The sequence below is a fragment of the Caulobacter sp. GW821-FHT12A07 genome (genome assembly GCF_058807655.1).
On the sequence record NZ_JBXAQX010000004.1, the window covers coordinates 203639 to 225153 of the forward strand.

The window sequence follows — 21515 nt, forward strand, 5'->3', positions numbered from 1 at the left end:
TCCATGACCCGCCTCGACAACACCCGCGTCATCCGCCCCGCCATCGGAACCGAGCTCACCGCCAAGTCCTGGCTCACCGAAGCCCCGCTGCGGATGCTGATGAACAACCTGCATCCCGACGTCGCCGAGCGGCCCGAGGAGCTGGTGGTCTATGGCGGCATCGGCCGCGCCGCGCGCGACTGGGAGAGCTACGACAAGATCGTCGAGACCCTGCGCCGGCTTGAGGACGACCAGACCCTGCTGGTTCAATCCGGCAAGCCGGTCGGCGTGTTCCGCACCCACGCGGATGCTCCAAGAGTGCTGATCGCCAACTCCAACCTCGTGCCGCGCTGGGCGACCTGGGAGCACTTCAACGAGCTCGATAGGAAGGGCCTGGCCATGTACGGCCAGATGACCGCCGGCTCGTGGATCTATATCGGCGCCCAGGGCATCGTTCAGGGCACCTACGAGACCTTCGTCGAGATGGGCCGCCAGCACTACTCCGGCGACCTGTCGGGCAAGTGGCTGCTGACGGCGGGCCTGGGCGGCATGGGCGGCGCGCAACCGCTGGCCTCGGTGTTCGCCGGGGCCTCGTGCCTGGCCATCGAATGCCAGCCCTCGCGGATCGAGATGCGACTGCGCACCGGCTATCTCGACAAGTCGACCGACAGCCTCGACGAGGCCCTGGCCTGGATCGAGGAGTCGTGCGTCGCCAAGACCCCGATCTCGGTCGGCCTGCTGGGCAACGCCGCCGAACTGCTGCCGGAGATGTTCAAACGCGGGATCCGTCCCGACCTGCTGACCGACCAGACCAGCGCCCACGACCCGATCAACGGCTACCTGCCGGCCGGCTGGACCCTGGACCAATGGGCCGACGCCAAGGCGCGCGACCCGGCCAGCGTCAACAAGGCCGCCCGCGCCTCGATGGCCGTGCACGTCCAGGCCATGCTCGACTTCCAGGCCGCCGGCGTGCCGACCGTCGACTACGGCAACAACATCCGCCAGATGGCGCTGGAGGAAGGCGTGGCCAACGCCTTCGACTTCCCCGGCTTCGTGCCGGCCTATATCCGCCCGCTGTTCTGCCGGGGGATCGGACCGTTCCGTTGGGCGGCGCTGTCGGGCGATCCCGAAGACATCGCCAGGACCGACGCCAAGGTGAAGGAACTGATCCCCGACAATCCACACCTGCACAACTGGCTCGACATGGCCGGCCAGCGGATCAAGTTCCAAGGCCTGCCCGCCCGCATCTGCTGGGTCGGCCTGGGCGATCGCCACCGCCTGGGCCTGGCCTTCAACGAGATGGTCGCCAAGGGCGAACTGAAGGCCCCCGTCGTCATCGGCCGCGATCACCTCGACAGCGGCTCGGTCGCCTCGCCCAACCGCGAGACCGAGGCCATGAAGGACGGGTCGGACGCCGTGTCGGACTGGCCGCTGCTGAACGCCCTGCTCAACACCGCCTCGGGCGCCACCTGGGTGTCGCTGCACCATGGCGGCGGGGTCGGCATGGGCTTCTCGCAGCATTCAGGAATGGTCATCGTCTGCGACGGCACCGAGGCGGCGGCCAAGCGCATCGAGCGGGTGCTGTGGAACGACCCGGCGACCGGCGTCATGCGCCATGCCGATGCGGGCTACGAGATCGCCCAGGACTGTGCGCGGGAGCACGGGCTGGACCTGCCGGGCATCCTCTAGTGCGTCTCCTCCGCGCCGACGACCGCACGCCCGCCCCGTGGAAGAACGGCGGCGGGACGACCTGGGAGATCGCCGCCCAGCCGCCGGGCGTGGGAATGGACGCCTTCGACTGGCGGCTGAGCATCGCGCGGGTCGCCGCCCCGGGGCCGTTCTCGGTGTTTCCCGGCGTCGATCGGGTGCTGACGGTGATCGCCGGCGCGGGCCTGCGGCTGACGGTGGATGGCCTGGGCGAGGTCGTGCTTGACGAGACGTCCGCGCCGCTGGCCTTTCCCGGCGACGCCCCCGCCGCGGCGACGCTGGACGGCGGGCCGGTCCGCGATCTCAACCTGATGGTCCGGCGCGGCGCCTGGTTTGGACGCGTCCGGCGGATCGCGGGGGCCGAGCAAATCGTCGCAACGGCGGACGTCACGGTCCTGGCGGCCCTCTCCCCTGCTCGCGTGAACGACGCGCGCTTGGCGGTGGAGGACGCCGTAATCGCCGAACCCCGCGAAACCCTTGCCGTGGAAGGAAGTCTATTGTTGATCGAGATCGAAAAAGCCTGACCGTTCGACCAGATCTACTCAATCCAAACTGGCGCGAAACAACAGACACGAACAACGTCAGGCAGTTTTCTCAAAAATTAGCTTGAGCATAAATGAGCACATACGCGTCGTCCTGACGCAGGAGTTGCGCCTTTTCATCGTCTTATCTGGATGGTTAACGACGCCCAACGCACAGACGGGCGTAACGATCCATAGGATGGCGAGATGCACTTTTCGGCGATGAAGAACCTCCCTCCCCAGGCGCGCGTGGCCCTGGGTCTGGCCGTGCTCTTCGCGCCGATGGCGGGCCTGGCGATGGAAAGCCCGCACGTGGACCGCAACGCCCGCCCGGCGGTGCAGAAGCTGCTCGACCAGATGGAAGCGGCCCCGCCCAAACCCGTCCGCATGGAGACGGTCTGGAAGGGCGCCGACATCGACGGCGACGGCGCGCCCGACTTCGCCAACCCGACCGGCGCGGCCCCGCGCCAGCACGACGACTTCGGCGACGGCGCCTTCGGGGCTCGCCGCGACGGCGGCTCGCGACGGCACGAGGGGGTGGACTACACCGCCGAGGCCGGACAGCCCGCCAAGGCCCCGATCTCGGGCTATGTCACCAAGATCGGCTACGCCTACGCGGACTCGACCGACCTGCGCTTCGTCGAGATCACCAACCCGGCCCTGGGCTACGTGGCGCGCGCCTTCTACGTCGATCCCGACGTCGCGGTCGGCCAGACCATTCGCCTCGGCCAGACCATCGGCCACGTGGCCAGCCTGCAGAAGCACTATCCGGGCATCACCAACCACGTGCATCTGGAAGTGATGAAGCCCGGCGGCCGGCGGATCAACGCGGCGGCGCTTATCCAGCCGAAGCTGGTGGCGGCGGCTTAAGCCGCTTCGCGGCTCCCCCTCAGTCGCTCCGCGACAGCTCCCCCAGAGGGGGAGCATCTAACGGCGCGCACCAAGATCCTCCCCCTTTGGGGGAGGTGGCCCGGAGGGCCGGAGGGGGTGCGCGAAGCGCCCCTACTTCTCATCCGCGTAGATCGCCGTGCCCTTGCCCTTGGCGCTGGCCCAGCCGCGGTACATGCCCGAACTGTTCATCGGGAAGGCCACCTCGCCCTTGGCGTTCATGGTGATCATGCCGCCGTCGCCGCCGATGTCGCCGATCGACTTGATGGTCGCCGCGCCGGCGGTCTTCAGGTCCTGGCCGGCGAAGGCGATGCGGGCGCAGACCTGGTGGGCGGCGCTGGTGCGGATGAAGTATTCGCCCGAGCCGGTGGCCGAGACCGCGCAGACGCCGTCCTGGGCGTAGGTGCCGGCGCCGATGATCGGGCTGTCGCCGACCCGGCCCCACTTCTTGCCGGTCATGCCGCCGGTCGAGGTCGCCGCCGCCAGGTGGCCCTTGGCGTCGATCGCCACCGCCCCGACCGTGCCGAAGAGGTGGGTCGGGTCCAGCGCGGCCTTCTGCTTGGCGCGCCAGGCCTCCAGCTGCTTCCAGCGCTCCTCGGTGCGGAAGTAGGACGGATCCACCTGTTCCAGCCCCTGCTCGAACGAGAAGGCGTCGGCGCCCTCGCGGGCCAGCATCACGTGGGGCGACTTCTCCATCACCGCCCGGGCCAGGCTGATCGGGTGCTTGGTGCGGGTGACGCCCGCCACCGCGCCGGCCTTGAGGGTCGCGCCGTCCATGATCGAGGCGTCCAGCTCGTTCTTGCCATCGGCGGTGAAGACCGCGCCACGGCCGGCGTTGAACAGCGGATTGTCCTCCAGCACCTTCACGGCGGCCTCGACCGCATCGAGGCTGGAGCCGCCCTTTTCCAGCACTTCCGAGCCGGCCTTCAGCGCCGCGTCGAGCCCGGCGCGGTAGGCCGCGTCCTTCTCAGGGCTGAGGTCCCCGCGATTGATCACGCCGGCTCCGCCATGGATGGCCAGCGACCAGTCGGCCGCGAAGGCGGCGGGCGCGGCGGCCAGCGCGGCGGCCAAGGAAGCAGCGAGCAGGACGGACTTGGACATGGCGACTCTCCGGGGGATCACCGCCCGATAAGAGCACCTTCGCGGCCGGGTTTCACTGGCGCTTAAGGTGAAGCTCGCCCTAGGGTCGCGCCATGATTGGCAGCGTGGTGTATCGGATCGGCCCCTCGGACCGCTCCATCGTGGCGGCGGGTTGGTTGGCCGTTTGGTCGGTGGTCTGTGCCTTCTGGCTGATGATCAAGCCGTGGCCCTATCCCGTCGTCGTGACCCTGGCGGCCCTGACGCCTTGGGCGGCGATCTGGCTGGTCAGGCGCGATCCGGAACTGTCGCTGTTCGAAGCCAAGGGCATGCCGGGAGCGGAGAACCTCTTCATGGCCTGGTGCATGCCGGCCCTGGCCTTGTGCATCCCGAGCTTCCAGCAGCATTTCATGGACTGCGGCGGCCTGCTCGCCGTGGCCGCCGGCCTGGGCGCCGTGCTCTGGATTTCCATGATCATCGCCGACACCCATGGGCGGAACCTGACGACCAAGGCCTTCGCCGCGGTCATCGCCTTCGCCTGGGGCTGGGGTGTCGTCTCCGCCGTCGACCTCGCCGTCACGCGCAACGACTTCATGGTCGTCCAGGGCGTGGTCGAGGACGCCGTCTGGCCAAGCCGAGGCCGTCCCAGCCTCTATGTCGGCGCCACCGTCAACGGCCGGCGCGAAACCTTCGACGAGCTCTCGGTGACGGCGGACATCTACGCCCTGCACCCGATCGGCGCGTCGGTCTGCGTCGAGATCCACAAGGGCCTGCTGGGCTCGCGCCACGCCTATGCGGTGACCTGCCCCCTGGTCTGAGACGGCTCTGAAACGACGAAGGGCCCGGCGTCGCCGCCGGGCCCTCGCTGGCTCACATGACGTGACCCCTACTTCCGGGTCAGCACCACCGGCTGGCCGTCATAGTCGACGGTCAGGTCGGCCGCCGCGTCGAAGTCGGTCGGCTTGGCGCCCTTGCCGATGAAGCGGACCTTGAAGGTGCGCTTCTCGACCAGGCCCTTGAAGCCGCCCGAGCGGGCGCCGATCGTCACCCGGCCGCTGGCGTCGTCATAGGAGATCGGCGTGCGGGCCCAGGCGCCGCGGGCGTAGCCGTTGGACAGGCCGTCGTCTTCATAGAGCTCGTACTTGCCGTCCTTGCCGGTGAAGACCAGCAGGGTGATCGGCGCGTCGGGCTTCTCGCCGACATACTGCTGCACCTCGGTGGTCGGCACGATGGCGCCGGCTTTCACGAACAGCGGCATGCGGGCCAGCGGCGCGTCGGCCTTGACCGTCTGGCCGCCCTTGAAGGCCTTGCCGGTCTCGAAGTCGTACCAGGTTCCGGCGGGCAGATAGACGCCGCGCGAGCGGGCCTTGAACGCCGTCACCGGGGCCACGAGGAAGTCGTCGCCGAACAGGTACTGGTCATTGACCGTCCGGGCCTTGGCGTCGGTCGGATAGTCCATCACCAGGCCGCGCATCATGCTGCCGTCGCGGTGATAGGTGTCGGCCGCCAGGGTGTAGACATAGGGCATCAGCCGGTAGCGAAGCTCGTCGTACCAGGCCAGCGACTTGTAGACGTCGCTGCCTTCGTCGGCGAGTTCGTAGATCTCGCGGAACGGTAGCTCGCCGTGGCTGCGGAACAGCGGGCTGAAGGCGCCGAACTGGAACCAGCGCAGGTTCAGCTCCTGCCACTCGGCCCAGTGGGCCGGGTCCTTGCTCTCATAGCGCTTCTCGACCGAGAAGCCGCCGATGTCGGTGGTCCAGTTGGGGATGCCCGACATCGACAGGTTCACGCCGGCCGAGATCTGGTCGCGGAAGTCGTCCCAGCGCGCCACCACGTCGCCGCTCCACACCGCCGAGGCGTTGCGTTGCAGGCCGCCGAAACCCGAGCGGGTCAGGATGAACGGGCGGACGTCCGGGTTGTCCTTGATCTCGCCCTCATAGACGCCGCGGGTGTGCTCCAGCGCGTAGCTGTTGAAGTATTCCGCGCCCGGGCCGAGCGCCGTCGGGCTCATGCGCAGGGTGCGCTCGGGCACGTCGACATTGGAGTGCAGGTCGGGCTCGGAGGCGTCCATCCACCAGGCGTCGACGCCGTAGACCTTCAGGTTCTTCTTCACCTGGCGCCAATAGATGTCGCGCGCTTCCTGGGTGTAGGGGTCGTAGAACGAGTTCAGATAGCCGGGGCCCACCCAGTCCAGCGCGCCCTGCTCGACATTGCGGTGGTACATGTGACCGGCCGCGTCGAGCTCCTTGTAGTTGTCCGTGGTCGGATAGAACTTCGGCCAGATCGAGATCATGAAGTGGGCGTTCAGCCCATGGATGTCGTCGATCATCTTCTGCGGATCAGGGAAGCGCGTCTCGTCGAACTTGTGGGTGCCCCACTCGGGGTCTTTCCAGTAGCGCCAGTCCATGACGATGTTGTCGAGCGGCAGGCCGCGCTTGCGGTACTCCTTCACCACGCCGACGATCTGGTCCTGGGTCTCGTAGCGCTGGCGCGACTGCCAGAAGCCGTAGGCCCAGCGCGGCATCATCACCGCCGACCCCGTCAGGTCGCGATAGCCGGCCACCACCTGATCGAGGTCGTCGCCGCCGACATAGTAGTAGTCGATGGCCTTGCCGACTTCCGAGGTGAACTGCAGCGAGTGACGGTCGGCGCTCGGCATCGGGTCGTTGTGCAGCAGGCCGATATAGCCGTCGTCCGGCGTCCACTCGACGCGGATCTTGTGCTTCTTGCCCGGCGTCAGCTTGGCGTCGAAGTTGTGGTACCAGGGGTTCCAGTTCTGGCGCCAGCGGTCGATGACCAGATGGCCGTCCAGCCAGACCTTGGCGTAGCTGCTCGAATAGAGCTTGAAATTGTGCTCGCCGGCCTTGTCGGTCTGGATCGCGCCTTCCCACACCACGGTCTGGCCGGGCTGGAGCTTCTTCTCGGCCGTCTGCAGCTCAGCCGGCCAGTTGGGCAGGTCCTTGAGGAAGCGGTAGTCGATGTCCTTCTCGACCCGCGTCACCTTCAGCTGGCCGTTCTGGTAGTACTTGGCCGTGAAGCCGCCGGCCTTGCCGTCGGCGTCGAAGATCTTCAGGTCGCGCGAGGCGACGTCATAGGGGATCGGGTTGCCGAAGCGGGTGATCGAGTTGTTGTCCCACAGCAGGCCGTAGCCGCGCGAGGACAGCAGCATCGGCACCGCGATCGAGCGGTTGTACTGCAGCAGTTCGACGTCCTGGCCATTGTAGTCCATCTGGCCGTTCTGGTGCTGGCCCAGGCCATAGAAGGCCTCGTCCGTACCCGGATTGAACTGCTGACGAACGACGTAGAAGTCCTGCCCCTCGACCTTGGTCGGGGTAAAGGCGCCGCGGTCGCGCTCGCCCAGGATCTTGCGCCCCTTGGCGTCGAGGAAGTCGACCGTGCCGTCGCTCAGCGAGACCTGGGCGGTGGCCTTGGCCGTCTTCAGCGTCAGCACCCCGCCCTTGGCGTCGACCGTGAAGCCGGTCGCGACCGGCTTGGCCGTGACCATCAGGCTGGGCGGGGCGTCGAAGGTCTCGGTCGGCGAGGCGGTGACGTGGATGATCCGCTCGCCCATCACCTGCAGCCGGACCTTCTTGGCCGGGCCCGAGGCGGGGGTGACGACCACCCCGTCGGCGGTCTTCTCGAAGGCCCCGTCGAGGGCGAAGGCGCTGGTCGAGGCCAGCAGGGAGAGGGCCAGGCCAGCGGCCAGGCCGCCGCCCCGATAGATGCTGCGCATGTCTTCGTTCTTCCCTGTTCTCGTTCTTTTGTTGGGGCGAAACCCTCGTCCTTCGACAGGCTCAGGATGAGGGTTTGGGTAGGCTCGGGCCGGCAATGATCCTCATCCTGAGCTTGTCGAAGGACGAGGATCACGCACAGACCAAGGACTTCAGTAGGTCGCCAGCTTCACCTTCAGGATCTGGGGCAAGGTGGTCAGGTTCAGGCCGTAGTCGACCTGGTCGCCGTTCCAGACGCGGTCGAACACCCACTGGCCCGCCTCATCGAAGTGGCCTTCCTCGACCCGCGAGACCATGAACTGCTCGCCCTTGGCCGAGCCGAAGGTCAGGCGGGCGCGGTAGCCGGTGATCAGGAACTCGTCGGGGCCGAGTTGGGCGATCAGGGCGCCGGCGTCGGGGATCTCGCGGTCGGGCTGCTTCTCGGCCTTGGCCATCCACGGGGCCTCGATCGAGCCGAACTGCCATTCGCCATAGGTGACGCGCACGTTCCAGCGGCCGCCCAGGTCGAGGGTCTCGGGCTTGCCGCCCTCCTGCTCGCCCACGCCCCAGACCTTGCCCTCGAACGAGAGCTTGGCCCATTCGCGGGCCATCGGGGCCAGCAGGCGATAGTGAACGCCGAAGTTCTCCAGCGTCTTGGCGTCGACCGTCTTGGCGCCGAGCGGGTAGTTGGAATAGCCGGTGTAGTCGAGGCCGAACGGCGCGAAGCCGATGCCCTGATGGCCCAGCACATCGTAGATGTAGCGGGCGTAGGCCTTGTCGCTGCCGATCTCGGGCACGAACAGCGGATTGTCGGCGCGGCCGTACTGCTCCAGCGTCTTCCGGACCTTCTCGCTCTCGCGCATGTAGATGTCGGGGGCCAGGGCGTCGATCGACGGGGCGGCGGCCTTCCAGACGTCGAGCACGTTCCAGGTCGGGCCGCCCGACGAATAGGTGAACGGGTCCTGGTCGTGGAAGGGATCGCGCAGGGCGGCGTTGACGTACATTGGCAGCGGCAGTTCGCGCTTTCCTGCCTCGGCGATCTCATCGACATAGCGGCCGATCGACCAGGCGTAGAAGAACTCGTCGGCGTCCTTCCCGAACACCTCTTTCCAGGTCCCGGGCTTCTTGTCCATGGCCTTGACCAGCGCCGCGGGAACCGGGCCGTCGAAGATCTTCTGGGCGGTGGGCGAGAAGTCGCGGATGGCGCTGTAGGCGCCGACCTCGTTCTCGGGCTGGACCATGATCACGGTGTGGTCCGGATCGGCCGCCTTCAGGTGGCGCATCAGCGCGACGAAGGCCTTCTTGTCGGCCTCCAACGTCGCGCGGAAGTGCGGCGACAGAGAGTTCTTCATCTCGCCCTTGCCGTTGATCAGGCGGGGGAAGCGCTTGTTGTCGAGCTTGACCCATTCAGGGGCGTATTGCGGGCCGTTGTTCTTCCAGGTGGCGAACCACAGGATCACCAGCTTGGTGTCGTTCTCCCGGGCCTGCTTCAGCAGCAGGTCGACATAGGAGAAGTCGAACTTGCCCTCGACCGGCTCGATCTGCTCCCAGGCGACCGGGATCTCCAGGGTGTTGGCGTTCAGGGCCTTCACGGCCGGCCACACCTTGGGCAGTTGCGAGGGATAGTTGGCGGCGTTGTTGGCCTGGACGCCCAGCATCAGGAACGGCTTGCCGTCGACCAGCAGGGCGTGCTTGCCGTTCTTGGTCACCAGCTTGGGCAGCGGGGCCTGGGCGAAGGCCGGGGCGGCCAGCGACAGGCTGAGGATCGCGCCTAGGGCGGCGAGCCCGTGCTTACGGGTTCGAAACGTCACGCGAAAACCTCCTGCTGGCCAGCCGGTCGGACCTTAAGCCTGCATCGAGCGTTCGCCGCGGAAGTAAGCGCTGTCAAAGGGAATGGACATGCCCCCTCGCCTCCTCCCGATCCGGCGGTCGCGCGAGAGACTTCAGCCCCGCCAACTCGTTACCGCTACCATTCTTATAAATAGGACAATTAGCCGAGGCGGCCGCGATTGCAACCGGTTTTCACGGCCTTCGCCGAGCGTCACGTCGCTCAGCAACTCTTTGTAACAGTTGGATAAAAGGCAAAAAAAATCCGCGCATCGCCCGCAGGAGGCGATGCGCGGTTGAAAAGACTTCGCGCGAGACCGGGGAGGTGGTTCGCGCGGCGCGCTGGCAGACCTCGCAAGAGATCCGCACGGCCGAACAGTCGCTTTCGCGACCTCGGCGCCACTCGTCATATGTATAATCATACAAATGACGACGCAAGGGAATTGATAGCGTTGTCAGCCCATTTTTTGCGGGATCACGCCTCCGCGCGGCAATGGCTGACGATGAACGCCTCATGGGAAGGCAAGGCTTGCGCGGTCTGGCGCACCGCCGCCTGGATCGCACCCAACTGACCACGCAGGGCCGCGCCGTCGATCAGGCTCGCCAAGGGGTCCAGGCGCTCGGGTCGCGCCCCCTGCCCCTCCAGCACCGCCAGCCAGCTGTGCTCCTTAAAGAGCTCGTTGGGCAGGACGTGGATCCGCCCGTGCCCGCGATAGAGGTCGATCTTGCGCCGCAGGCTGTCGGGCAGGCTCATGGCCTGGCAGTAGCGCCACAGCTCGGTGTCGTCGCGCTCGCCGACGGCGTAGTGCAGGATGACGAAGTCGCGCGCCTCCTCGAACTCCTGCGCCGACAGCCGGTTGTATTCGTCGACCGTGGCCAGGTCGAAGTCGCGGTCGGGGAAGTAGCTGAACAGCCGCGTGATCGCCGTCTGGATCAGGTGGATGCTGGTCGACTCCAGCGGCTCGATGAAGCCGGACGCCAGACCCAGGGCCAGGACGTTGCGGTTCCAGGCCTTGCGCCGGCGGCCCGGTGTGAACCGCAGCGGACGCGGATCGGCCAGGGCCTCGCCGTCCAGCCCCGCCAGAAGGGCTGAAGCGGCCTCGTCGTCGCTGATGTGGGCGCTGCAATAGACGTGGCCGTTGCCGGTGCGGTGCTGCAGCGGGATGCGCCAGCGCCAGCCGGCCGCCTCGGCCGTGGACCGCGTATAGGGCGTCAGCGGGCCGGCATTGGCGCTGGGAACCGCCAGGGCGCGGTCGCACGGCAGCCAATGGCTCCAGTCCTCGTAGCCGGTCTTCAGGGCCTGCTCGATCAGCAGTCCCCGGAACCCCGAGCAGTCGATGAAGAAGTCGCCTTCGATGCGGCGGCCGTCCTCCAGCGTCACGGCCTCGACGAAGCCGTCCTCGTCGCGCAGGGCGACATCGACGATCTTGCCCTCCGTCCGCCGCGCGCCCCGCGCCTCGGCGAAGCGGCGCAGGAACTTCGCATAGAGCGAGGCGTCGAAATGGAAGGCGTAGCCGAAGGTCGAAAACACCGGCGGCGCCTGGCCGGCCGGCGGGCGCACGAAGCGGTTCAGGGCCGCGGCGCTGGCGGCCAGATTGTAGGCGTCAAGATCGTCCGCCACGCCCTCGGCCCTGGCCCGCAGCCAGGTCTGGTGGAACGGCGACAGCCCCATCGGCGCGCCATAGGCCCCGAACGGGTGGAAATAGCGCCCGCCCTTGCGGCCCCAGTCGCGAAACTCGATGCCGAGCTTGAACGCCCCCTGGGTGGCGCGGACGAAGGCGTTCTCGTCGATACCGAGCAGGGCGTGGAAGAGATGCAGCGGCGGGATCGTCGCCTCCCCCACCCCGACCGTGCCGATCTCGTCGGACTCGACCACCTCGATCGCCCCGAACCGGCCGCCGACCAGCTGCGACAGGGCCGCGGCGGCCATCCAGCCAGCCGTGCCCCCGCCGACGACCACGATCTTGCGAAGGCTGCGATCGGTGTCCTGCATGTTTCCCTCCCCCAAGGGTCTTGTCGTTATCTCAGCCGATCGGATCGGCCGCGCAATGCTGGGCGATGAACGCCGCCTGGGTCGGGATCGACTGGGCGGCATGGCGGATCACCGCCCGCCGGTGATCCATCAGCCGGCGCAGCTCGGCCTCGGGAATGCGGTCGGCGAGCGGATCATAGGTCTCGGGCACCACGCCCAGGCCGTTGTAGATCGAGATCCAGCTGGGCCGCGCGAAGCCGTCGCCCTCGTGGATCGCCACATGGCCGCGCGCCTTGTAGAGCGCGATCTTGGCCTTCAGGCTGTCGGGCAGCTCGACCTCGCGGACCTGCCGCCACATCGGCTCGTCCCGCTGGTTGATGCAGTAGTGCAGGATGATGAAGTCGCGGATGCGCTCGTATTCCTGGGCCGAGACGCGGTTGAACTCGTCGGCCAGCAACGGATCGCAGCGACGGTCGGGGAAGAATTCCAAGAGCCGCGCGATCCCGTTCTGGATCAGGCTGATCGAGGTGGATTCCAGCGGCTCCAGGAAACCGCCCGACAGGCCCACGGCCACGACGTTGCGATCCCAGAACTTCTTGCGACGGCCGGCCAGGAAACGCAGCGGACGCGGATCGTCCAGGGCGTCGCCATCAAGGTTCGACATCAGGGTGTCGGCGGCCCGCTGGTCGTCGACGAAGGCGCTGGAATAGACATAGCCGTTGCCGATGCGGTGCTGCAGCGGGATCCGCCATTGCCAGCCAGCCTCGCGGGCGGTCGAGCGGGTGTAGGGCGTCAGGCCGTCGCCGCCCAGCTTGCACGGCACGGCCAGGGCGCGGTCGCACGGCAGCCAGCGCGACCAGTCCTCGAACCCGGCCTTCAGGGTCCCTTCGATCAGCAGGGCGCGGAAGCCCGAGCAGTCGACGAAGAGGTCGCCCTCCACCCGCCGGCCGTCGTCCAGCACCACGGCCTCGACGAAGCCGTCGGCGCCGCGCAGGGCGACGTCGACGATCCTGCCCTCGGTGCGCACGACGCCCCGCGCCTCGGCGTAGCGGCGCAGGAAGGCCGCGTAGAGCCCCGCGTCGAAATGGTAGGCGTAGGAATAGTCGTGCAGCGGCGAGCGCGGATCGGGGCTGGGCGGGATGAAGCGGTTCAGCGCCGCCGCCGCCGTCGGCAGCGACCAGTCCTCCAGGCTGCTGTCGTCGCCCAGGGCCCGCAGGCGCCGCCACAGCTGGTGGGCCTGCACCTGCTCGTGGTCGGCCCCGAAGTCGCCGAAGCCGTGGAAATAGCGGTGGCCGACCCGGCCCCAGTCGCGGAAGTCGATGCCCAGCTTGAAGCTGGCCTGGGTCTGGCGGATGAACTCGACCTCGTCGAGGCCCAGCTTTTCGTTGAAGTTGCGGATGGTCGGGATGGTGGCCTCGCCGACGCCGACCGTGCCGATGGCCTCGGACTCCACGACCTCGACCTGCACCGTCGGGCTGACCAGCAGCCGGCTGAACGCCGCGGCCGTCATCCAGCCGGCGGTGCCCCCGCCCACCACGACGACCTTGCGAATAGGCTGATCCAACACGCGCCCTCCCACACAGGCGTCCTCTTGCGCGACGCCCCTCAACAAAAAAGCCCTCCGACGGCCCCGACCATAGCTGGTCCGGATCGTCGAAGGGCCCTTTTTCAGGTCAAGTCAGACCGCCTTAGAAGGCGGCGCGGACCGCGAAGGCCACGCGACGGTCGGTCTCCACCCAGTTGTAGGGAGCGACGCGTTCCGGATAGCCGACCTCGAGGACAGTGCGTTCCTTGAGGATGTTCGTGGCCTGGACGCCGACCTTGTACTGCTTGTTGATGCTGTAGAAGACCGAACCGTCCAGCTGGCCGTAGTCACGCGACCAGACCGGAGCGTTGACGTTGGCCGCCGAGCTGGTCAGCAGGTAGCGCTGACGCCAGTTGTAGGCCAGGCGAGCCGAGATGCCGTACTTTTCGTACATCACCGCCACGTTATAGCTGCGGCCCGACATGCCTTCGATCGGCAGCTTGGAGTTGGCCGCGCCCACCTGGGTGCTGTCGAACACGCTGGCCGGAGCGTTGGCGCCGCCCTCGTTGTCGATGAAGGTGTAGTTGGCCTGCACGCCGATGCCCGACAGGGCGCCCGGCAGGAAGTCGTAGAACTGCTGGTAGCCGATCTCGAAGCCCTGGACCGAACCGTCCGAACCGTTGGCGTAACGGGTGACGGCGAAGTCGATCGACTGGCCGTTCTGGACATAGGTCTCGGTGCTGGTGGCGGTGTAGATGTAGTCTTTGATGTTCTTGCGGAACAGCGCCAGCGTCAGGCTGCCGGTCGGCGCGAAGTACCATTCGGCGCTGAGGTCGAACTGGTTGGCCTTGGTCGGACGCAGGTTCGGATTGCCGCCGGTGCCGGTCGCCCACAGGGTGGTCGCCGTGGTTCCGCTGGTGGCGAAGTTGAAGCCCAGGGTCGTGTAGGGCTGCAGCTGCACCATCGTCGGACGCACGACGGCCTTGGACGCGGCGAAGCGGATCTGCAGTTGCGGCGTCACGTGCCAGCGCAGGTTCAGGCTGGGCAGGACGTCGGTGTAGTCGTTGTTGGCGCCCGCGGTGGTCAGGGTGCCGCTGCCGAAGGCCACGGCGGCGTTGCAGTGCGCGAGATCGGCGGCGATGACGCCGGTGGCGCAGCTGGTGGTCGGGGCGCTCGAAACCGCGGCGCCGGCGCCGGCGGTGGCTTCGGTCTTCACGATCCGGACGCCGATGTTGCCGTCGAGCGGCATGTTCGTGCCGAACGGGGTGTCGGAGCCGAAGCGCAGCAGGCCGTAGCCGGCGTAGGTCTTCTCGTTCTGATTATTGTTGTTGGCGTCGGCGTAGGTGGTGACCGGCGACCAGCCCCAGCCGGCCGTCTCGGTCGACTTCAGCAGGTTGTAGGCGTTCTGGGCGCCGTTGGTGACCACGCTGGCGGTCGGGAACCAGGCCACGCCCGGAACCTGCACGTCGCCGCCGAAGAAGTTCTTGAAGGTGTAGAGCTCGGACAGGTTCGAGGTGGCGCTGTCGGTCAGGTAGACCGGCGTGCCGCCGCCCCAGTACTGGGCGCTCAGCAGGCTCCAGTTCCAGCTCGACTCGCGGGATTCGAATTCCTTGTCGGTGGCGCGGACGCCGAACCGGAAGGTCTTCAGCCAGCCGTCTTCCGGGAACTCGTAGGTCACGTCGAGGCGGGCGGCCTTTTCGGAGGCTTCGCTCTCGTCGATGTGGTCCATGGCCGCGGCCCAGTAGTACTGGGATTTGACGTAGGTGTTGTTGGCGCCGACCGTCGTGACCGTGGGCACGCTGGTGTTGAGGTTCCAGTTGACGTCCGGCAGGTCGCCGTCGACGCCGGCGTTGTCCTGCAGCTGGGTGAAGACGGTCAGGCTCGAGGTCTTCGAGGTCGACTTCACGTATTGCAGGTCGCCCGAGATCGTCCAGGCGTCGTTGACGAACCACTTGCCGTTCAGGGCGATGTCGGCCGTCTTCTTGTGGCCTTCGCCGGCGCGGGTGTCGGCGGTGTACTGGGCGTCATAGACGGTGCCGCCGGTGAACACGCCGTCCGAGTTGTAGGTGTAGCCGTTGGCGTTGCTCTGGCTCATCGTGTTTTCCACGAGAGCGGCGCGCTCCAGGTCCTTCGGATTGGCCTTCGAGCCCATGGCCTGCAGGGTGAACTCGAACTTGTCGTTCGGACGCCATTGGGCGGCGAAGGCCAGGGATTGGCGCTTCTGCTCCCAGTCGACCGAACGCCAGCCCATGGCCTTGGGCACGTAGACGGTCTTGCCGTTGACGGTCATCGGGTCGTAGCGGTCGACCGAGATGCTGTTGGTGCGGTTGCCGACTTCCGAATAGCTGTAGGCCAGCAGGGCGCCGAATTCGCCGATGTTGGTGTCCCAACGATCGCTGGCGATCACGTTGCCCGAGTAATAGCCCTTCTTCTGCAGCTCGCCGTAGTTGTAGTCGCCCGAGAAGGCGAACAGGCGGCCCTTCTGGTCGAACGGCACGCGGGTGCGCAGGTTGACCGTGCCGCCGATGCCGCCTTCGATCATGTCGGCCGACGGGTTCTTGTAGACGTCGACGCCGGCCAGCAGGTCGGCCGACACGTCTTCGAAGCTCAGGCCGCGGCCGTTCTTGGCCGAGAAGATGTCACGGCCGTTGGTTTCCGAACGCACCCACGACAGGCCGCGAATGGCCACGCCGCCGCCTTCCGCGGCCATCCGGGCCGGGTCGCGCGCTTCGTTGGTGCGTTGCAGGGTGATGCCCGAGATGCGCTGCAGGGCTTCGGAGACCGAGCGGTCCGGCAGGGCGCCGATGTCGACGGCGGTGATCGAGTCGACGATCACTTCGGCGTTCTGCTTGATCTTCTGGGCCGACTGGATCTGGGCCCGCTGACCGGTGACCACGATCTCTTCGACCTGGGTGTCTTCGGTGGTCGTACCGGCGGTCTGCGCCAGCGCTGTCAACGGAGCCACGGCGCACAGCGCCAGGACCGAAGCGCCGAACATGAAACGATGTGAGTTATTGAGGCGTCGCATGCCCGTTTCCTTCCCCAGTAGGTGAATCCGCCCCGGCGTTCTCATCGGCGCCGGTGACGTGCGAGACAACCTGCCCCGCACAATCTGATTGGTAGCTATAGTCATATAATTGTGGTCATCAAGCCAAAATTGATAGCGCTATCATTTCCGCTATAGGCGCCGCTTTTGGGCCACAGGCGCAAACGCTACAAACCTAAACCCTTAGGCGAAACAATGGTCTGACCACACTCGAAGGAGGCTGGACCACCCTGCCGTTTGCACCGATCATTATTATATTATAAATGCCTTGCGACCCGGCGTGAAAGACTCCCGCCAGGCGCGCGTTTAGGGACGAACATGACGCAGGCTGACGACTCCGGACGGCTTCACCAGGGAAGCGCTCGAAACGGGGGAGCCTGCTGATGGTCGCGTCCGATCCGTCCATCACCATCTTCGGCGACTGGGGCACCTCGCGCCTGCGGCTCTATCTGCGCCAGGGCAAGAGCGTGCTGGACCGCCGCGACGGCCCCGGCATCGGCTCGCTGAGCGCCTCGCCGGAACAGACCTTCCTCGACCTCGTCGGCGACTGGCGTGAAGCCGGCCCGGAGACGATCCTGCTGTGCGGCATGGTCGGCTCGCGCAACGGCTGGGTCGAGGCGCCCTACGCCCCCTGCCCCGCCGACGCCGCGGCGATCACCGAGCGTCTGGTCAAGGTAGCGGCCCAGGGCCTGACCGTCTCGATCGTGCCGGGCCTGTCCTGCACCAACCCGCTGGGCGGTCCCGACGTGATGCGCGGCGAGGAAACCCAGATCCTCGGCGCCCTGGCGCTGAACCCTGAACTGAAGACCGGCCGCCACCTGCTGGCCATGCCCGGCACCCACACCAAGTGGGTCGTGGTCGAGGACGGGGCGATCACCTCGTTCCTGACCGCGCCGGTCGGCGAGGTCTTCGCCATACTGCGCGAGCACTCGATCCTGGCCAAGGCCGCCGCCGGCGACGCGCCCGCGACGCCGGAAGGCTTCGACCTGGGCCTCTCGCGGATCACCGACAAGGGCGCGGCCCTGCTGCCCCACCTGCTGTTCGAGACCCGCAGCCGCCAGCTGATCGACGGCCTGCCCAAGGCTGACGCCATGGGCTTCCTGTCGGGCCTGCTGATCGGCGCCGACGCCGCCGGCGCGGCCGGCTGGTTCGGCCAGCTCGGCAAGGTCGCCCTGATCGGCGCCCCGGCGCTGAACGTCCTCTACGCCAAGGCCATCGCCGCCGCCGGCGGCGACAGCTTCGAGATCGACGGCGACGCCGCCGTTCTCGCCGGCCTATCCTCCCTGTCCACCTCATTGACGCGTGATGCCCATGTCCTTGCCTGACGCCCCGCCCATCGTCGCCATCCTGCGCGGTGTGAAGCCCGACGAAATCGTCGAGATCGCCGGCGCGCTCGTCGACGCCGGCATCGGCTACATCGAGATCCCGCTGAACTCGCCCGAGCCGCTGGTCAGCATCGGCAAGCTGTGCGAGGCCTTCGGCGACAAGGCCCTGTGCGGCGCGGGCACCGTCCTGACCCCGCAGGCGGTCGACGACGTGGCCGCGGTCGGCGGCAAGCTGATCGTCACCCCCAACATCGACCCCGAGGTCATCGCCCGCGCCGTCGAGCTGGGCCTGACCGTCATGCCCGGCTTCTCGACCCCGACCGAGGCCTTCACGGCCGTGAAGGCGGGCGCGAAGGCGCTGAAGCTCTATCCGGCCGGCTCGTTCGGCCCGGGTCACCTGAAGGCCGTGCGCGACGTGCTGCCCAAGGACATCGCGGTCTATGCGGTCGGCGGCGTAGGCGCGGCCAACCTCAAGCCCTGGCTCGACATCGGCGTGGCCGGCATCGGCGTCGGCGGCGAACTCTACCGTCCGGGCTATACGGCGGCCGAAGTCGGCGAGCGCGCCCGCGCCCTGGTCGCGGCCTGGACTGCGCAGACCGGCGGCTGAGCCGTCTAACGATCATAACGAAGAGCAGCCCTAAAGGGGGGAAGCCCACGTGAAGAACCTAGCAACCATCGATCTCGTCATCCTGGCGATATACGCCGTGGCCATCTTCGGCCTGGCGCAGTGGGTTTCCCGCGACAAGGGCGGGCACAAGAAGAACTCGACCGACTACTTCCTCGCGTCGAAGGCTCTGCCCTGGTGGGCGATCGGCGCCTCGCTGATCGCCGCCAACATCTCGGCCGAACAGATCATCGGCATGAGCGGCTCGGGCTACGCCATCGGCCTGGCCATCGCCTCCTACGAGTGGATGGCGGCCCTGACCCTGCTGATCGTCGGCAAGTTCTTCCTGCCGATCTTCCTGAAGAACGGCATCGTGACGATGCCGCAGTTCCTGGAGCAGCGGTACGGCCCCAGCGTGCGGACCCTGATGGCGCTGTTCTGGCTGGGCCTCTACGTCTTCGTGAACCTGACCTCGATCCTGTGGCTGGGCTCCATCGCCGTGCACACCGTCACGGGCATGGACCAGATGTGGGCCCTGGTCGCCATCGGCGTCTTCGCCCTGGCCTACCAGCTGTGGGGCGGCCTCAAGGCCGTGGCCCTGACCGACATCGTCCAGGTGGCCCTGCTGGTGCTTGGTGGCCTGATCATTGTCTTCCTGTCGCTCAGCAAGATCGGCGGCGACGGCGGCGTGGTCGCGGGCTTCACCCACCTGACCAGCCAGTTCCCCGAACACTTCGACATGATCCTCGACAAGGCCAGCCCGCACTACAAGGAGCTGCCGGGCCTGTCCGTGCTGTTCGGCGGCCTGTGGGTGATGAACGTCAGCTACTGGGGCTTCAACCAGTACATCATCCAGCGCGCCCTCGGCGCCAAGGACCTGCCGGAAGCCCAGAAGGGCATCGCCTTCGCGGCCTATCTGAAGCTGCTGATGCCGGTCATCGTGGTCATCCCGGGCCTCGCCGCCCTGGTGCTGGCTCCCGGCCTGGCCAAGCCCGACCAGGCCTATCCGGAGATGATGAAGCTGCTTCCGCCCGGCCTGCTGGGTCTGGTGTTCGCCGCCCTGGTGGCCGCGATCGTCGCGTCGCTGGCGGCCAAGATCAACTCGATCGCCACCATCTTCACCCTCGACCTCTACGCCAAGACCCGCAAGGACTCGAGCGAGCGCCACCTGGTGCTGGTCGGCCGCATCACCGCCGTCGTGGCCGTGATCATCGGCATCCTGTCGGCCAAGCCCCTGCTGGGCGGCGCCGACCAGGTCTTCCAGCGCATCCAGGAGTACACCGGCTTCTTCACCCCGGGCATCGTGGTGATCTTCATGCTGGGCCTGTTCTGGAAGCGCGCCACCACCGCCAGCGCCCTGGTGGCCACGGCCGGCTCGGTGATCCTGTCGCTGGCCCTGAAGTTCGGCCTGCCCGACATGCCGTTCATGAACCGCGTCGGCCTGGTCTTCGTGCTGGCCCTGATCGCTGCCGTCGTCGTCTCGCTGGTCGCCCCGCAGAAGAAGGAGGTGAACGTCGTCAGCCTGGAGGGCGTCACCTACAAGACCACGAAGGGCTTCAACATCGCCGGCGTGGGCGTGATCCTGATCCTCATCGCCCTGTACGCCACGTGGTGGTGATCTCCAGCCAGACGCCGGCCGCGATCATCGCGGCCGGCGACGTGCTCGGCGAAGGGCCGGTGTGGGACATCCATGCCGGCCGCCTGCTGTGGACCGACATCCAGAGCCGCCGCCTGCGCGCCTTCGACCCCGCCAGCGGCGCGGTCGAAACCTTCGCCGCCCCCGAACGCATCGGCTCGATCGCCCTGCTTCCCGATGAGGCCGGCCGCGTCGTCGCCGCCTTCGAGACGGGCCTTGGCCTGTTCGACCTGGCCTCGGGCCAGGTCGAGTGGCTGCATCGCGTCGAGGCGCAGGCCAACGGCCGCCGCTTCAACGACGGCCGCGTCGATCGCTCGGGCCGCTTCTGGGCCGGGACCATGGTCGAGGACGAGGCCATCCGGCACCGCGCCGAAGCCAGCGTCTGGCGTCTGGACCACGCCGGCGACTTCACCGCCCACTTCGGCGGCGTGCAGATCGCCAACGGCCTGGCCTTCAGCCCCGACGGCAAGACCGCCTATTTTTCCGACAGCCCGCTGCAGACCATCTTCGCCTTCGACCTCGACGAGGACGGGACGTTGAGCAACCGCCGGGTCTTCGCCGAGGTGACCGAGGGCTATCCCGACGGGGCCACGGTCGACTCCGAAGGCTGCCTGTGGAGCGCCCGCTGGGCCGCCGGAACCGTTGTGCGCCATGCGCCCGACGGCCGCGTGCTGGAGACCCTGCACGTCCCCGCCAGCCAGCCCACCTGCGTGGCGTTCGGCGGCGAGGACCTTCGCACGCTGTATGTCACTTCGGCGCGCGACGAGCTCTCGGAAGACGAATTGGTCAGACAACCGCGCGCGGGCGATGTATTCGCTTATGACGTGACCGTTCCGGGTCTGCCCGAACCACGTTACACAGGGGCGATTCGTTTCGCGTCCGACGTATAGAAAAGAAGACTTTGGCGATGCGCACCCAGCCTGGACTGAGCCTCACCTACGGCCTCGTGGAATCTCTTGGTCAGGCCATCGTCACGGGCGAATACGCCGAGATCGGTTTTCCGACCGAAGGCGAACTGTCCAAGAAGTTCGGGGCCAGCCGCACGGTGACGCGCGAGGCGGTGAAGATGCTCACCGCCAAGGGCCTGCTCAGCGCCCGCCCCCGCCACGGCACGGTGGTCGAGCCGGAAGCCAACTGGAACCTGCTCGATCCCGACGTGCTGCGCTGGCTGCTGGAGCGCAAGTTCAGCCTGCGCCTGCTGTCGGACTTCACCGAGATGCGCCTGGGGATCGAGCCGGTGGCCGCGGCCCTGGCCGCCCGCAACGCCGACGAGGCGGGCCTGGAGGCCATCCGCAAGGGCCTGGCCCGGATGAAGGCCGCCGCCGAGGGCGAGGACGATCCGCTGACCGCCGACATCGCCTTCCACATCGCCATCCTCAGCGCGACCAAGAACCCGTTCTACAGCGAGCTGCACGAGCTGGTGAACACGGCGCTGCGGATCTCGATCCGCTTCACCAACCGCATCAAGGGCCGCACGGCCTCGATCCCCTCGCACGAGGACGTGGCCAACGCCATCATCGCCCGCGACGCCGTGGCCGCCCAGACCGCCATGCAGGCGATCATCGTCGACGTGCTGGAGCTGATCCGCGCGGCCTCGGCGACCGAGGCGCAGGGCGCGCGCAAGGAAGCCTGACCCCCTCCGCCTGCCCGCTGGACGCGCCTTACCCCGATTTAATTCGGCGAACCCGGTTTCTCGTC

Annotated in this window: 15 protein-coding genes; 9 read left to right on the forward strand and 6 right to left on the reverse strand. The window is 67.4% G+C overall.

Annotated elements, in window-relative coordinates:
• Positions 1 to 3 precede the first annotated feature (3 nt).
• The 3 genes from hutU to AC1RRS_RS10445 all read left to right on the forward strand — a co-directional run bounded on the left by hutU (position 4) and on the right by AC1RRS_RS10445 (position 3077).
• Positions 4 to 1668, forward strand: a complete 1665-nt coding sequence (gene hutU / locus AC1RRS_RS10435; protein ID WP_492855103.1) for a urocanate hydratase — start codon at positions 4 to 6, stop codon at positions 1666 to 1668.
• Positions 1668 to 2210, forward strand: coding sequence for a HutD/Ves family protein (locus AC1RRS_RS10440; protein WP_492855104.1), 543 nt, complete (start codon positions 1668 to 1670; stop codon positions 2208 to 2210). Before hutU ends, AC1RRS_RS10440 begins: the two co-directional genes overlap by 1 nt.
• Positions 2211 to 2414: 204 nt before the next feature.
• Complete coding sequence (locus tag AC1RRS_RS10445; RefSeq protein WP_492855105.1) at positions 2415 to 3077, forward strand: M23 family metallopeptidase; 663 nt, start codon at positions 2415 to 2417, stop codon at positions 3075 to 3077.
• 132 nt (positions 3078 to 3209) lie between these two features.
• Here AC1RRS_RS10445 and AC1RRS_RS10450 read toward each other — a convergent pair whose 3' ends face one another.
• Complete coding sequence (locus AC1RRS_RS10450) at positions 3210 to 4196, reverse strand: isoaspartyl peptidase/L-asparaginase family protein (RefSeq protein WP_492855106.1); 987 nt, start codon at positions 4194 to 4196, stop codon at positions 3210 to 3212.
• 92 nt (positions 4197 to 4288) lie between these two features.
• Here AC1RRS_RS10450 and AC1RRS_RS10455 point away from each other — a divergent pair, with 92 nt between their 5' ends.
• Positions 4289 to 4990: a hypothetical protein gene (locus AC1RRS_RS10455; protein WP_492855107.1), complete on the forward strand. Its 702-nt coding sequence runs from the start codon at positions 4289 to 4291 to the stop codon at positions 4988 to 4990.
• Between the two features lie 68 nt (positions 4991 to 5058).
• On the opposite strand, the gene AC1RRS_RS10460 is transcribed toward AC1RRS_RS10455, so the two are convergent.
• The 5 genes from AC1RRS_RS10460 to AC1RRS_RS10480 form a co-directional block, all read right to left on the reverse strand.
• On the reverse strand, positions 5059 to 7905 hold the full coding sequence (locus AC1RRS_RS10460; protein WP_492855108.1) for a TIM-barrel domain-containing protein: 2847 nt from the start codon (positions 7903 to 7905) through the stop codon (positions 5059 to 5061).
• A gap of 150 nt (positions 7906 to 8055) precedes the next feature.
• The gene (locus AC1RRS_RS10465) at positions 8056 to 9693 is read right to left on the reverse strand and encodes a DUF5597 domain-containing protein (RefSeq protein ID WP_492855109.1); all 1638 of its coding nucleotides are present in this window, start codon (positions 9691 to 9693) and stop codon (positions 8056 to 8058) included.
• A 491-nt stretch (positions 9694 to 10184) separates the two neighbouring features.
• Positions 10185 to 11702 (reverse strand): tryptophan halogenase family protein, encoded by a 1518-nt coding sequence (locus AC1RRS_RS10470; protein ID WP_492855110.1) that lies wholly within the window; start codon positions 11700 to 11702, stop codon positions 10185 to 10187.
• Between the two features lie 31 nt (positions 11703 to 11733).
• Positions 11734 to 13248: a tryptophan halogenase family protein gene (locus tag AC1RRS_RS10475; RefSeq protein WP_492855112.1), complete on the reverse strand. Its 1515-nt coding sequence runs from the start codon at positions 13246 to 13248 to the stop codon at positions 11734 to 11736.
• Positions 13249 to 13369: 121 nt separating this feature from the next.
• On the reverse strand, positions 13370 to 16234 hold the full coding sequence (locus tag AC1RRS_RS10480) for a TonB-dependent receptor (protein WP_492855113.1): 2865 nt from the start codon (positions 16232 to 16234) through the stop codon (positions 13370 to 13372).
• Between the two features lie 401 nt (positions 16235 to 16635).
• On the opposite strand from AC1RRS_RS10480, the gene AC1RRS_RS10485 reads away from it, so the two are divergent.
• The 5 genes from AC1RRS_RS10485 to AC1RRS_RS10505 are packed head-to-tail and all read left to right on the forward strand — an operon-like array spanning position 16636 to position 21450.
• Positions 16636 to 17577, forward strand: coding sequence for a 2-dehydro-3-deoxygalactonokinase (locus AC1RRS_RS10485; protein ID WP_492855114.1), 942 nt, complete (start codon positions 16636 to 16638; stop codon positions 17575 to 17577).
• On the forward strand, positions 17564 to 18184 hold the full coding sequence (locus AC1RRS_RS10490; RefSeq protein ID WP_492855115.1) for a 2-dehydro-3-deoxy-6-phosphogalactonate aldolase: 621 nt from the start codon (positions 17564 to 17566) through the stop codon (positions 18182 to 18184). Before AC1RRS_RS10485 ends, AC1RRS_RS10490 begins: the two co-directional genes overlap by 14 nt.
• Before the next feature lie 49 nt (positions 18185 to 18233).
• The gene (locus AC1RRS_RS10495) at positions 18234 to 19799 is read left to right on the forward strand and encodes a sodium/sugar symporter (protein ID WP_492855116.1); all 1566 of its coding nucleotides are present in this window, start codon (positions 18234 to 18236) and stop codon (positions 19797 to 19799) included.
• Positions 19790 to 20707, forward strand: a complete 918-nt coding sequence (locus AC1RRS_RS10500) for an SMP-30/gluconolactonase/LRE family protein (protein ID WP_492855117.1) — start codon at positions 19790 to 19792, stop codon at positions 20705 to 20707. The genes AC1RRS_RS10495 and AC1RRS_RS10500 overlap by 10 nt, the downstream gene beginning before the upstream one ends.
• Positions 20708 to 20724: 17 nt before the next feature.
• A complete protein-coding gene (locus AC1RRS_RS10505) occupies positions 20725 to 21450 on the forward strand; it encodes a FadR/GntR family transcriptional regulator (protein WP_110117987.1) in 726 nt (241 codons plus the stop codon).
• Positions 21451 to 21515 lie beyond the last annotated feature (65 nt).

Coding starts and splice junctions, on each gene's coding strand:
- hutU (WP_492855103.1), top strand. CDS start 4: ATGACCCGCCTCGACAACACCCGCGTCATCCGCCCCGCCATCGGAACC.
- AC1RRS_RS10445 (WP_492855105.1), top strand. CDS start 2,415: ATGCACTTTTCGGCGATGAAGAACCTCCCTCCCCAGGCGCGCGTGGCC.
- AC1RRS_RS10450 (WP_492855106.1), bottom strand. CDS start 4,196: ATGTCCAAGTCCGTCCTGCTCGCTGCTTCCTTGGCCGCCGCGCTGGCC.
- AC1RRS_RS10455 (WP_492855107.1), top strand. CDS start 4,289: ATGATTGGCAGCGTGGTGTATCGGATCGGCCCCTCGGACCGCTCCATC.
- AC1RRS_RS10460 (WP_492855108.1), bottom strand. CDS start 7,905: ATGCGCAGCATCTATCGGGGCGGCGGCCTGGCCGCTGGCCTGGCCCTC.
- AC1RRS_RS10470 (WP_492855110.1), bottom strand. CDS start 11,702: ATGCAGGACACCGATCGCAGCCTTCGCAAGATCGTGGTCGTCGGCGGG.
- AC1RRS_RS10480 (WP_492855113.1), bottom strand. CDS start 16,234: ATGCGACGCCTCAATAACTCACATCGTTTCATGTTCGGCGCTTCGGTC.
- AC1RRS_RS10485 (WP_492855114.1), top strand. CDS start 16,636: ATGGTCGCGTCCGATCCGTCCATCACCATCTTCGGCGACTGGGGCACC.
- AC1RRS_RS10490 (WP_492855115.1), top strand. CDS start 17,564: ATGTCCTTGCCTGACGCCCCGCCCATCGTCGCCATCCTGCGCGGTGTG.
- AC1RRS_RS10505 (WP_110117987.1), top strand. CDS start 20,725: ATGCGCACCCAGCCTGGACTGAGCCTCACCTACGGCCTCGTGGAATCT.